This window comes from Bacillus sp. JJ1122 (assembly GCF_036964885.1).
In the GTDB taxonomy this organism is placed as follows: Bacteria; Bacillota; Bacilli; order Bacillales; family Cytobacillaceae; genus Mesobacillus.
The window spans coordinates 71605-84970 of sequence record NZ_JBALQL010000014.1 but is presented as its reverse complement, the minus strand read 5'-3'; the positions used below and the strand labels follow the sequence as shown (position 1 = coordinate 84970).

14 protein-coding genes are annotated in these 13366 nt (G+C 41.0%); all 14 read left to right on the top strand.

Going from position 1 to position 13366, the window contains the following annotated elements; genetic code table 11:
- Positions 1-23 precede the first annotated feature (23 nt).
- The 14 genes from V7201_RS08420 (at position 24) to mreD (ending at position 13282) form a co-directional block, all read left to right on the top strand.
- The gene (locus V7201_RS08420; protein ID WP_335376330.1) at positions 24-1688 is read left to right on the top strand and encodes a GspE/PulE family protein; all 1665 of its coding nucleotides are present in this window, start codon (positions 24-26) and stop codon (positions 1686-1688) included.
- A gap of 13 nt (positions 1689-1701) precedes the next feature.
- A complete protein-coding gene (locus V7201_RS08415; protein WP_335376329.1) occupies positions 1702-2742 on the top strand; it encodes a type IV pilus twitching motility protein PilT in 1041 nt (346 codons plus the stop codon).
- 1 nt (position 2743) lies between these two features.
- The gene (locus tag V7201_RS08410; protein WP_335376328.1) at positions 2744-3949 is read left to right on the top strand and encodes a type II secretion system F family protein; all 1206 of its coding nucleotides are present in this window, start codon (positions 2744-2746) and stop codon (positions 3947-3949) included.
- 124 nt (positions 3950-4073) lie between these two features.
- Positions 4074-4487 carry a type II secretion system protein gene (locus V7201_RS08405; RefSeq protein ID WP_335376327.1) on the top strand — a complete coding sequence of 138 codons (414 nt, stop codon included), beginning with the start codon at positions 4074-4076 and terminating at the stop codon, positions 4485-4487.
- Positions 4488-4489: 2 nt separating this feature from the next.
- The gene (locus V7201_RS08400; protein WP_335376326.1) at positions 4490-5245 is read left to right on the top strand and encodes a prepilin peptidase; all 756 of its coding nucleotides are present in this window, start codon (positions 4490-4492) and stop codon (positions 5243-5245) included.
- A gap of 75 nt (positions 5246-5320) precedes the next feature.
- On the top strand, positions 5321-6313 hold the full coding sequence (pilM, locus tag V7201_RS08395; protein WP_335376325.1) for a type IV pilus biogenesis protein PilM: 993 nt from the start codon (positions 5321-5323) through the stop codon (positions 6311-6313).
- Complete coding sequence (locus tag V7201_RS08390; protein ID WP_335376324.1) at positions 6313-6951, top strand: hypothetical protein; 639 nt, start codon at positions 6313-6315, stop codon at positions 6949-6951. The genes pilM and V7201_RS08390 overlap by 1 nt, the downstream gene beginning before the upstream one ends.
- A complete protein-coding gene (locus V7201_RS08385; protein WP_335376323.1) occupies positions 6948-7802 on the top strand; it encodes a hypothetical protein in 855 nt (284 codons plus the stop codon). The genes V7201_RS08390 and V7201_RS08385 overlap by 4 nt, the downstream gene beginning before the upstream one ends.
- Before the next feature lie 118 nt (positions 7803-7920).
- The gene (locus V7201_RS08380; RefSeq protein WP_335376322.1) at positions 7921-8952 is read left to right on the top strand and encodes an SPOR domain-containing protein; all 1032 of its coding nucleotides are present in this window, start codon (positions 7921-7923) and stop codon (positions 8950-8952) included.
- Between the two features lie 327 nt (positions 8953-9279).
- Positions 9280-9852: a Maf family protein gene (locus V7201_RS08375; protein ID WP_335376321.1), complete on the top strand. Its 573-nt coding sequence runs from the start codon at positions 9280-9282 to the stop codon at positions 9850-9852.
- 67 nt (positions 9853-9919) lie between these two features.
- Positions 9920-10609, top strand: coding sequence for a RadC family protein (gene radC / locus V7201_RS08370; protein WP_335376320.1), 690 nt, complete (start codon positions 9920-9922; stop codon positions 10607-10609).
- Positions 10610-10771: 162 nt separating this feature from the next.
- Complete coding sequence (locus tag V7201_RS08365; protein ID WP_335376319.1) at positions 10772-11794, top strand: rod shape-determining protein; 1023 nt, start codon at positions 10772-10774, stop codon at positions 11792-11794.
- An 82-nt stretch (positions 11795-11876) separates the two neighbouring features.
- Complete coding sequence (gene mreC / locus V7201_RS08360; RefSeq protein WP_335376318.1) at positions 11877-12767, top strand: rod shape-determining protein MreC; 891 nt, start codon at positions 11877-11879, stop codon at positions 12765-12767.
- The gene (gene mreD, locus V7201_RS08355) at positions 12764-13282 is read left to right on the top strand and encodes a rod shape-determining protein MreD (protein WP_335376317.1); all 519 of its coding nucleotides are present in this window, start codon (positions 12764-12766) and stop codon (positions 13280-13282) included. Before mreC ends, mreD begins: the two co-directional genes overlap by 4 nt.
- Positions 13283-13366 lie beyond the last annotated feature (84 nt).

Sequence of the window (13366 nt, the reverse complement as noted above, 5' to 3'; positions counted from 1 at the left end):
ATTGATGTCGGGAGCGATAAAAAATGAGACAAATTAGAAAGCGGCTTGGTGATTTATTAGTAGAAACAGGCATGATTTCTGAGGAGCAGCTTAAGGTCACCTTGGCTGAAAAAGCACAAGGGCAAAAGCTTGGGGATGCCTTGCTTCAACGGGGACTTATTACTGAACAGCAATTAATTGAAGTTCTTGAGTTCCAGCTTGGAATTCCGCATATAAGTTTATATCGGTACCCATTCGATACGACTCTTTTTACTCTTATTTCTAAAGAAATAGCCAAACGTAACCTGGTCATTCCCTTAAAGAAAGAAGGAGAAAAACTGTATGTGGCGATGGCTGACCCGATGGATTTCATTACGGTTGATGACCTCAGGCTGTCGACTGGCTTCTATATCGAAACAGCAATAGCGACCAAAGATGATATAATCCGTGCGATCAATAAATATTATGATAGCAATGAAGGATTTGAGGATTTAATCGGTATCAACAGTCCCGCTATAGATCCGATTCAGGAGGAAAAACTGACAGAAGCAGATTCTCCAATCATAAGGCTTGTTAATCAACTGCTTTCAATTGCTTCTGCCAGCAAGGCGAGTGATATCCACATTGATCCTCAGGAGACGAAAGTTGTGATCCGATACAGGATTGATGGCATTTTAAGGGTTGAACGTGTACTGCCAAAGCATATGCAAAACGTCCTTATCGCGAGAATAAAAATCATGGCAAACCTTGATATTACTGAGAATCGAATTCCCCAGGATGGCAGGATTAAGGCAAATCTCGACTTTCATCCTATTGACCTGCGGGTATCAACACTTCCAACGGTATTTGGCGAAAAGGTCGTTATGCGTATCCTTGATATGGGCAGTACACTGAATGACATTGAAAAGCTAGGGTTCAACAAACACAATCTTTCCCGTTTTAAAGATATGATTTCCAAGCCAAATGGGATTGTGTTGATTACCGGACCAACCGGTTCAGGGAAATCATCTACCTTATATGCTGCACTGAACAAGCTTAATAGTGAAGAGGTAAATATCATCACGATAGAGGATCCTGTTGAATACCAGCTCGAAGGGATAAATCAAATACAAGTTAATCCTAATGTAGGCATGACGTTCGCAGCTGGACTACGCTCTATTTTGCGTCAGGATCCGAATATAATCATGGTAGGTGAAATCCGCGACAAGGAAACAGTTGAGGTAGCGGTAAGAGCATCATTGACTGGTCATCTTGTTCTAAGCACAATGCATACGAATGATGCCCTCAGCTCGGTTAATAGGATGATTGAAATGGGGGTAGAACCTTTTTTGGTCGCATCTTCATTAAGCGGTGTTGTTGCCCAGCGTCTTGTTCGAAAAGTATGCCGTGATTGCGCAGACACACATGCGCCGACCAAAAGAGAAATCGATATTTTCTCAAAAAGAGGAATTCATATCGAAACTGTTTGGAAAGGAAGAGGCTGCTCTTCATGTAATATGACTGGATATCGCGGCCGAATTGCTGTTCATGAGGTTTTGGCTGTCGACGATGAACTACGCAGAGCCATCATGAATGAGGAACCAGTAACGACCCTCAGGGAGATAGCGGTAAAAAATAAGACGATCTTTCTAATTGATGATGGTTTGCTGAAGGTTAAACAGGGGCTTACCACAACTGAAGAAGTTTTGAGAGTCGCCATAACAGAATAAGCGAGGTGAAACAATGAGGGATAAAATTGAACATTTGCTCCGGTCTGGCTTTGAGCTTAAGGCATCTGATATACATATTACTGTCGGCATTCCTCCCGTCATGAGGATTAACGGAGATCTTAGGAGATATGGACCTGACTCTATTACACCTGATGAAACAGAAGGAATGGCAAGAGCGATTATTCCGGAAAAATCATGGGAACATTTCAAGGCGAAGGGTGAACTTGATTTTTCCTATGGTATTCCGGGCATCTCCAGATTCAGGGTAAATGCCTATCATCAGAGAGGTTGTGTTTCGCTTGCGATCCGAATTGTTCCTACTAGGATTCCAACATTGGAGGAGCTCGAATTGCCGGAAATATTGAAGAAAATTTCTGAAAAGCCACAGGGATTGGTACTAGTGACGGGACCGACGGGAAGCGGAAAATCGACTACACTTGCATCGATGATCCAGTATATGAATATAGCGATGAGGAAGCATATTGTCACATTGGAGGATCCAATTGAATACCTGCACAAGCACGGGAATAGCATCATAGACCAGCGTGAAATAGGCTTTGATACAAATAACTTCGCTAATGGCTTAAGGGCGGCTCTCCGGCAGGATCCGGATGTCATTTTAGTAGGAGAAATGCGGGATTTGGATACAATTCAGACAGCAATAACAGCTGCTGAAACAGGGCACTTGGTATTAGGGACATTACATACCTCAAGCGCGCCGGCCACAATAAATAGAATAATAGATGTATTTCCGCCAAGCCAACAGGCTCAGGTCCGTATCCAGCTTGCCTCTGTTTTAGTCTCAGTCATCTCCCAGCGTCTTTTCCCTACAGCGGATAAAAAAGGACGCAGAAGTGCTACCGAGATTCTTATCAATAATGCTGCTGTGGCGAATTTAATCCGGAATGAAAAAATCCATCAAATTATCAGCATCATGCAAACCTCCAGGATTTATGGCATGCATACATTGGAAATGAACATCAAGGAGCTTGTTCAGCAGGGAATCATCTCTAAGGAAATTGCTGAACCATATTTACAGGAGAAGTTGGTGTAATATGGCACGCTTTAAATATTCCGGACGGGACCGGACGAAAAAATGCTCAGGAACGATCACGGCTGGTTCAAAGCGGGAAGCGTTGGAAAAGCTTCGTGAGGAAGGAATCAGGACTACTGAAATTAATGAAGTTCCTGAAACCTGGCTGACAAAAGATATAACGATTGGAAATCCTGTTAAACTGCAGCATTTAGTCATCTACTTGCGGCAGTTTGCCACTCTATTAAAGGCTGGCGTGTCAGTCGTAGAGTCTACAAAGATTCTTTCTCAGCAAACCGATAGCAAAGCTTTAAGGAAAGCACTGTTGGATATCGAATCTGATTTACGAGAAGGGGTACAGTTATCACAGGCGACGGCAAAGCATAGCAAGATTTTTTCGCCGATGTATATTAATATGGTCAAGGCTGGTGAAGCGGGCGGTAATATGGATGATACATTAGAACGTCTAGCAGACCATTATGAAAAGCAGCATAACACACGTCAAAAGGTAATTGCTGCTTTGAGTTATCCTTTAGTCATTGGATTTATTGCAATAGCAGTTGTTATCTTTTTATTAGTGTATATTGTTCCTACCTTTGTCGACATGTTCGAGGATTTTGGAGGGGAACTGCCCGCGATTACTAAATTTGTCCTTGGAGCCAGTGGGTTCATGCAGAACTTCTGGTGGCTTATTTTGTTTTTCATGATAGGTATCGTAGCTTCTATAACAGCAATGAAGAAGAATAAACAGACAAAATATTATCTTGATTATGCAATGTTAAGAATGCCGATTTTCGGCAAGTTGCTGCAAAAGGCGGTTCTTGCGAGAATGACTCGTACCCTTAGCTCACTCTTTTCTAGTTCGGTGCCAATTCTTCAGGCACTTTCTATAGTTGAAAATGTTGTTGAGAATGAAGTGGTTGGCAGAGTCGTTCGAGAATCCCGAGATTCGCTTGAAATTGGACAATCTATGACAGGACCTATGCGCAAGCACTGGGCATTTCCTCCGCTGGTCACACAAATGATCTCCATTGGAGAAGAAACAGGGTCGCTCGATGCCATGCTTGGCAAAGTAGCCGATTTCTATGAAAAAGAAGTAGAAACAAGTACCGACCAATTAAAATCATTGATAGAACCGATCATGATTGTCATTCTCGCAAGTTTAGTCGGAACCATCGTCACATCCATCATGGTTCCAATGTTCGACATATTTAACCATGTTAATTAATTATTGCTAAAAACGACAATTACTAACACATAATTTATATGATTTTTTTATTCTATCAATTATAATAATTGTAGTTACATAATTCGTTAGTCATGGGAAAAAATAACTAAAAGGAGAGGTAGAAATGTTTAGAGCTATTAAGAAGAAATTGAAGGATCAGAGAGGTTTGACACTGATTGAACTTTTGGCTGTTGTTGTTATTTTGGGGATTATTTCAGCGATTGCGATACCGAGTATTGGTGGCCTTATTAATAATGCTAAAGATGATGCAAAGGTTGCAGAAGGAATCCAAATAGTTAATGCAGCTAAACTTTATGTTTCCTCTAAGACACCTGCGTCTGGAACGGTGCTAACAAATACTGAATTAGGTGCATACCTTGATAGTATAGACGATCCTAGTTATAAAGTGACAGTAACAGAGGCATCTGGTAAATATTCATATAGTTTAACAGTTCATGAATCAGTAGCACTTGTTGATGGTATTGATAAATCAACTAAGGACACAGCAGCTTCTGAAAAGGAACTATTGGCTTATTAATAATGGTAACATACATTTTATTAATTTACGGCCTTCTCCTGGGCTCTTTCTACAACGTAGTAGGCCTAAGAGTTCCAGAAGGAAAATCAATCGTAGCACCTCGCTCTTCCTGTCCAAACTGCGGACACCAATTAAAGGCGCTAGAATTGATCCCGGTATTTTCATATTTAATCCAGAGGGGGAAGTGCCGACAATGCAATGTCGGCATTTCGCCCGTTTATCCTTTATTTGAGCTTTTGACTGGTGTTCTGTTTGCTGCTTCTTACCTCTTGCTTGGGTGGGGTGCTGAATTGCTCATCGCACTTACGCTGGTATCTTTATTCATCATCATTACTGTATCTGATGTTGCATATATGCTCATTCCAGATAAGGTGTTGCTTGTTTTTGCAGGGATTTTTGCGGTAGAGCGTTTTTTTTCCCCGCTTTCGCCGTGGTGGGATTCTATCGCCGGCGCGGCTGCAGGTTTTTTTCTCCTCTTAATGATTGCACTCATTAGCAAGGGAGGCATGGGTGGTGGTGACGTAAAGCTTTTCGCTTTGATTGGCTTTGTTGTCGGATCCAAGACCATGCTGCTATCCTTCTTTTTTGCCACCTTTTATGGCGCTTTTTTTGGTATCATTGCCATGTTGCTTGGCTTCGTAAAAAAGAAGCAGGCCATACCGTTTGGTCCATTCATTGCCATCGGTACTTTGACTGCCTATTTTTTTGGCAGCAAAATCGTAGAATGGTATCTTAATTTTTTTATAATTGGATTATAATAATAGCTTTTTTCGGAGTTATGTTGCTACCAATCTACCATGCGAAAACAGTCATATTTAAAGGAGTTTCTCAAAATGGCATTTTCTTTTTTTTCTGGCAGAAGCAAATTCATGAATCTTGTGCTAAATGACCATTCGATTCGGTACGTTGAGCTAAAGCAGAAGAACCCGGTTATTCCACATCATTATGGCCAGCGTTTATTGCCTTCTGGTATCATCACGGACGGTAAAATTCAAGACTTCGACACATTGGTGAATATTCTGGATGAATGTATTGCTGAATGGAAAATAGCAAAAAGGGAGATCCGGTTTACCGTACCTGATTCGCTTGTCATCATCAGAAAGGTTTCAATCCCTGCTGATGTAAAGGAAGATGAAATCCATGGTTATTTGTATTTAGAACTTGGCTCAACCATTCACTTGCCTTTTGAGGATCCAGTATTTGATACCATTTCCCTCGGTGTTGAAAATCAAAAACAGGAAATCCTGGTTTTTGCGGCTCCTGAAAAATATGTTACAGAGTACGCGGACCTGTTTAAATTCGTGAAGCTTAAACCGGTAGCTGCAGATATTTCACCGCTAGCGATTTATCGTCTTTTTCACCAAAGTGACATGGCCGTTAGGAATGAGGTCCTGTTGACTGTCCAGTTTGATCTTGATGTGGTAAGTATGTGCGTCTTTGAGGAACAGATTCCGGTTTTCATGCGCCACATTCCGGGTGATCTTAAGGAGAGCTGGAAGGTTAAGAGGGGCAGGGACAATCAAACGAGCCAGGAGCTAGTTTATGAAGGTGAAATTGCTGAATTGACGTTCCAACTCGAAGAAATTTATCGAGACATTGCTAAGCTCATGGACTTTTATCGATATTCGTTGACCCAGGGGGAAAATGAGGTTTCGCGCATTTTAGTAAATGGCGATCATCCTATGCTCGATAGAGTATTAAGTGATATGAAAGAAAGGTTTGGAATTCCTGTTGATACAATAAAAATCAAGATACAGAATTCCGATGCTGTAGAATTGCCAAGGGCCTTCAATCTGGCACTCGGGCTAGGATTAAAAGAGGTGTAATGATGCTGGTAGAGATTAACCTTTTACCTAAGAAAGAGCATAAAAAGTCTTCACAGCTTATTATTGCCATTTTAATTATATTATTTATCACAGTAAGTTCATCGATCATTTACATACAGGGAAACAGGTATAACAGCAAAATGGTATCTATTGAAAAGCAAATCGAGTCCCTTCAAAAGTTGAACGATGCACAGCAGGCAAAAATGACAGATGTCGAAGCAGGCAATGCGGCAGTAATACTTCAGACAGCTCTAAAATGGGCTGAACAATACCCTGTTGAAACTGTGCCATTAATGCAAAATATCATTTCATTGCTTCCGGAGCGCGGATTTATCCAAAACTTTGAATATAGCAATTCCGATTCAATCCTAATCACGATTCAATTTGATGCTACTAGAGACACAGCCTTTTATTTAAGCTCATTGAAACAATCTGAATGGGTTCAGGAAGCAACACTATTGAACATTAAGGCTGTAACAATAGAAGAGGAGAAAGTAGCAGGCGAATCTGGAACTGTAATTAATAATGTAAAAGAACAAATTCTTCCTAGGTATAGTGCTGAATACAAGATCATTTTCAAACCGCAATATTTTAAACATAACAGTGAGTCAGCTTTAGAAGGAGGAAATGAGTCATGAACCTCCGACTGGAAAAAAAACATATTATTATTCTAATAATTTCATCCTTGCTGGCAGTGTTACTATATTTCGGAGCCTTTCTATTCTATTTGAATCCTCTTAAAACTAGCCTATCGTTGAAGGAAAGCCAGTTGAAATCTGAACAGCAGCTAGGTGAAGCACTGGCAGCCCGTCTTGCTTCCGCAAAGGACAGTGATTTCAGCAGTACAGCGGAAATGCAAACATTGCTTCCGGTAGATCCTATGATTGAGCAGTTTGTTCTGGATCTTGAAAAGGCGGAGGTTGTTTCAAATAGTTATATCGAATCAATTGATTTCACAGAAGGTGAGTCAAGCGACTTAACTGTTCAAATTGACGCAAATCAAGAAGAAGGTACATCAAAAGCTGTACAATCGGCAAATCAGGAAGGTCCCGGAACCACCAAAAATGAGGATCAGAAAGAATCATTAAATATGCCTGAGGGGTTAGCAAAAACAACAGCGACGATCGTTGTTAATGCTGATAATTATTTTGATTTGGAAAAATTCATCGATACTCTGGAAAATTTAAAAAGAATTGTAATGGTAGAATCAATAGCATTTAGGGGACCAGAGGAAATGATGTCCTTGTCAGATGAGCAAGAAAAGCTTGAGATGACCCTTACGGTAAATATCTTTTATCTACCAGGGCTGGTTGATCTAAAGGAATATAACCCTAAGGTGGAAACCCCTGAACCAGCCAATAAACGAAATCCATTCCCGAACTTCGGCGATTATTCTGATGATAATGTTACATCAGACCAACAGGCTGAAAGTGAAGAGATTATGGAGACTGATGAATTTTCAACAGGAAATGGTAGCAACGAACAATAAACCCATAAAAAAATTGACGAAAGCATTCTATAACAAGACGACAAAAGTCTTGTTATTTTTTTTTGCCTGTATGATAGGATGAAGCAAAATAGGAACGGGCAAGGAGGAGGTACGAGCATTGGACAAGCAAGGTAGGACGATAACGATCAAGATCAATGGCAAGGATCGACCGCTGAAAGAGGAAAAAAATTCTATAAAAGAAGTGGACGAGAACCAATTTGTCCCAAGTGTTAGCGATGATGCACTGAATGAAACGGCAGCTTCTCAGGAATCAGCTGATGATAGCTTTGATTGGATTTTGCCAGACCCTATTGAGGAGGAGGTTGTGAAGGAATACAAGATTGCGCCAAAACAGCCTAAGAAGCAAAAGAAAAATATCGGAATTTCAGTTTGGAATCCGAAAAATTCACGCAAGAATCGTCTTTATTCCACCATCTTTATTACGACCTTTTTCGCTGTATTGCTTGGAACGGTTTTTGGTGTCACCATTTTAAAATTTGTGACAGCTGATACTGATCCAGCTGTACCTGAGATCTCAAAGGTAAATCCTGCTCCGGAAAAAACAGATGAGGGTAAAGTTGCAGGAAGTGTTTCTGCAAAACTAACTAGCATACCTGCTTTTGTTGTGCAAAATGGAATTTTTACTACTGAGGACGCAGCAAAGGAACGCGGGAATCTATTGGCAGGACAAGGAATATCGGCTGAAATCTTTCCGGTCAATGGACAGTTCGCTATTTACTTAGGGACGGCAGGCAGCATTGAGGATGCTAAAGAAATTAGTAACACCCTTAAGTCAAAAGGGGTAGAGGTGTTTGCCAAGCCAGTTGAAATACCAGGAGGCATGGCTGACAATGTAACAGCAGAAGAAGCAAAATTACTGGAGAAAGCCCCTGAGATTTATTCTATTCTATCAAGCGGACATGCAGCGACGCCAGAAACCCAGAAAAAAATGGTTGAGTATCAAGTCATGTTAAGTGAGATTCCAGACAAGACTGTTAAGGATAAAAATATATTAAAGGTTAAAGCCAGCATTGAAAGAGCAAGCAAATCATTTGCGGATTATCAAAAATCAAAAGACGGAAAACAGCTGGATGAAATGCAAACGAATTTGCTGGCATTCCTCTCCGCCTACTCATCCATTGTTAAATAATCAACTTCATTTAATATGCAGAATTCTTATAGCAGAATATTTTCCGGGAAATTGTGCAAATTAACAGAGCTTTCGGCATTTGGCTGAAAGCTCTAATTTTATGCCGTTTTTTCTGAATTCATACCTAATTAATTTCGCAAGTTTGGCGATAGAAGGGGTTCATTTAAGCAGTTTATTTAAAAAAGATCGATTTTGAGAAAAATTATTATTCAAAAAAGCCACAAAGTTTACGAAAAGAGTCTATACTAGAGATTGTTTGCAGTGTGGAAGTTTGTTACGATTAGTTTGTATCTCCCTTAGATGCAAATAAAAAAGAAAGGTGATTATATGCAACGCCTCATTTTAGCCTCTTCTTCTCCACGGCGAAAAGAACTTCTAGAAAACCTCCGCTTGAAATTTGAAATCTCGAGCAGCGATGCTGATGAAAGTTTTAGTGAGGAATTAAGCCCTGCGGATGCAGTAATGGAGTTGGGATCACGAAAGTCAGCTGTTGTGGCTGCAAACAACCCGGATTGTTTCGTTATAGGTTCGGATACAGTTGTTGTACATGAAGCTGAGATCCTCGGCAAGCCTGGAAGTGAACAGGAAGCCTTTCAAATGCTCAGGAAGCTGTCTGGAAATACCCATTCAGTTTACACGGGGGTATCCATTATATCTCCAGAGAAGGAAATACGTTTTTATGAAAAAACAGATGTGACGTTCTGGGATTTGTCAGATGAAGAAATTGACACTTATATAAAGAGCGGTGAACCATTTGATAAAGCAGGCGGCTATGGAATACAGGGTTTTGGAAGCATGCTTGTCAAAGAAATCAATGGTGACTATTACACTGTTATGGGGCTGCCAGTATCAAGATTGATCCGGGAGCTTCAAAAGATCGGTTACATCCTTCCTTATTAAAAAGAATGCCACAGAAACTTCTTCTACACTTCCCTCGTCATAATTTATTGACTGGGAGGAAGACCAATTGTCATCAAATTCATTAATGATCAGAGATTATCCGCAAAACGAACGGCCAAGGGAACGGTTTGTCCAAAACGGTCCCCAGAGCCTGTCGAATCATGAATTGCTTGCCCTGCTGCTCGGAACAGGGTCAAGAGAAGAATCAGTCCTGCAGCTTGCAAACCGCATGCTTTCCCAGTTTGAGGGCCTTCGTCTGTTAAAAGATGCTACTCTTGAAGAATTGACGCAAATAAAAGGGATTGGACAAGCGAAAGCGATCCATGTCCTTGCTGCTGTTGAAATTGGCAGGCGGATCGCAAACCATACTCTTGATGAACGCTATGTCATCCGCTCGCCTGAAGACGGCGCAAAATACTTGATGAACGATATGCGCTTCCTGACTCAAGAGCATTTTGTATGTCTTTATTTAAATACAAAAAATCAGGTCATTCACAGACAGACGATTTTCATTGGTAGCCTGAATGCCTCGATCGTGCATCCGCGCGAGGTATTCAAGGAAGCTGTCCGCAGGTCTGCTGCCTCCGTCATCTGTGTCCATAATCATCCTTCAGGAGATCCTACTCCTAGCAGGGAGGATATTGAGGTAACGAAGCGGCTGACGGAATCGGGAAAAATTGTCGGAATTGAATTGCTAGACCATTTAATCATTGGGGAAAATAAATATGTTAGTTTAAAGGAAAAAGGGTATGTATGATACTAGGATTTTGATTGACGTTGAGATATAATATAATTTATGATTTTTGCGGACACAATTAAATTTTTTGTCAAAAAATCTGCTAAAAAAACAATCATCTTACTTTGTAAATAGATTGCCTGTTCTTTTATTGCATTTATGTTCAGAAGGGGAGATACAACCATGTTTGGAATTGGAACTAGAGACCTAGGGATTGACTTAGGGACCGCTAATACACTCGTTTATGTAAAAGGAAAAGGAATTGTCCTGAGAGAGCCATCCGTTGTGGCACTTCAAACTGATACTAAGAATATCGTAGCAGTAGGTAACGACGCTAAAAATATGATCGGCCGTACACCGGGGAATGTTGTAGCCTTAAGACCTATGAAGGACGGAGTAATTGCTGATTATGAAACAACGGCAACGATGATGAAGTATTATATTAAAATGGCTACCAAGAATAAAGGCTTTTTTGCAGGTAAGCCATATGTCATGGTTTGCGTGCCATCGGGAATCACGGCTGTTGAAGAACGTGCGGTCATTGATGCGACACGCCAGGCTGGGGCAAGGGATGCTTTTACGATTGAGGAACCGTTTGCAGCAGCAATCGGGGCAAACCTTCCAGTTTGGGAGCCTACTGGAAGCATGGTTGTAGATATCGGGGGCGGAACGACTGAAGTGGCAATCATTTCACTTGGCGGTATCGTGACATCCCAATCGGTTCGTATCGCTGGCGATGAGATGGATGACGCAATCATCAATTATATCCGCAAGACGTACAACCTGATGATCGGTGAAAGAACAGCAGAAACAATCAAAATGGAAGTTGGTTCAGCTGGTGACGCAGAAGGCATCGAAAACATGGAAATCCGCGGACGCGACCTACTGACAGGTCTTCCTAAGACAATTGAAATCACTGCTGTTGAAATTGCGAAAGCACTTCATGACACAGTATATGCAATTGTCGACGCCGTTAAGTTAACACTTGAAAAGACCCCGCCTGAACTTGCTTCAGACATTATGGACCGAGGAATCGTCCTTACTGGAGGAGGCGCTTTGCTGCGCAATCTCGATAAGGTAATCAGCGAAGAAACAAAAATGCCGGTACTTATTGCCGAAGATCCTCTTGATTGTGTCGCAATTGGGACAGGCAAGGCATTGGATCATATCGATCTGTTCAAGAATAAAGCAAAAGAATCAAGATGAAAAAAGAAAGGGGAAGCGGGAATCCATCCTACTTCCCTGCTCTCTTGTCATCATAATTTTTAAGATTGTAGAGGTGTAAATCATGCCACAGTTCTTTTTTAACAAACGCCTGATAATGCTGCTTGTGAGCATTATAGTCCTCGTGGCATTGATTGGCTTTTCTTTAAGGGAAAGGGAAGAATTGACTTGGCCCGAGCAGTTCGTAAAAGATTCAACTAGCTGGGTTCAATCCCTTGTTTCCAGACCTGCGCATTATGTTGCCGGTTTATTTGAAAACCTTCAAGACTTGCAAAATACATATCAGGAAAACAAAGAATTAAAGAAACGACTTGATGATATGGCCCGACTTGAAGCTAAAGTATATTCCCTTGAAAAAGACAACGAGGAGCTTCAGGAAATTTTAGATAAAAAAGAGTCACTTTCAGACTTTGAACCAATCCAGGCTGTGATGATTGCCAGAAGCCCTGATCGCTGGAACGAGCTTATTATCATCAATAAAGGCAAATCCCAGGGTATTGAAAAAAATATGGCCGTGATTACTGCAAGGGGATTGATTGGTAAAGTAAAAAGCACGACTCCATTCTCATCAACTGTACAGCTGGTCAGCGCACTGGACCCTACAAACCGCATTTCAGCTCTTCTGCAGGGAGAAAAAGAGCTGCATGGTACAATTGACGGCTATGATAAGGAAAAGGAGCTTCTTTTATTGAAAGGACTTCCTTATGACGCCAAGGTGAAAAAGGGACAGAACGTCATTACATCAGGTTTGGGTGGAGTTTTCCCTAAAGATCTGCCAATTGGTAAGGTTGTAAAGGTAGTACCTGATGAATTTGGCCTCAATCAAACAGCCTATATCAAACCAGAAGCTGATTTATATGATCTAGAGCATGTGATGGTCGTTAAAAAATCAATGGCTGCTGTAGATTTCAGCGATTTTACTGAAGATGGCGAAGACAAGGAGGAAGGCAATTGATTCGTTTCTTGCTGCCTGCCCTGTTCGCCCTGTTATTTATATTGGAAAGTGTTTTTGTCGAACTTCTTCCAGCTGAATTATTTAATAGTGACCGCGTTCTTGCGCCTCACTTCCTAATGGCCGGCATCTTGTTTTTGACGGCCTATTTAAGCCCTAAGCATGGAATCTTATATGGTTTAATTTTTGGTCTGCTTTTTGATGTTGTATATACAGAAATCATTGGGATCTATCTATTCCTGTTCCCATTCATAGCATATCTTTTTGCCAATTTGCTCAGGATCCTGCAGATAAATATTTTGATTGTTTCTGCCCTGACAATCATGGGCATAGCCCTTCTTGAGGTGGGGGTCTACGAGTTAATGCATTTGATTAATATAACGAATCTGGACTTTTCGACCTATGTCAGTATTAGGTTTGTGCCAACATTGATCTTGAACCTTGCATTTATCGTATTGGCCGCATATCCATTCAAAAGGCAGTTCGAAAATGCTGCTGACAGGCTGCGCAATGATTGAGAAAAATCTCTATCCTGCCTATTCAAATAAAGGAATTTGACGGATGCTTGTCGAATTTCTTTTACCATTGAGGTGAACATCCGT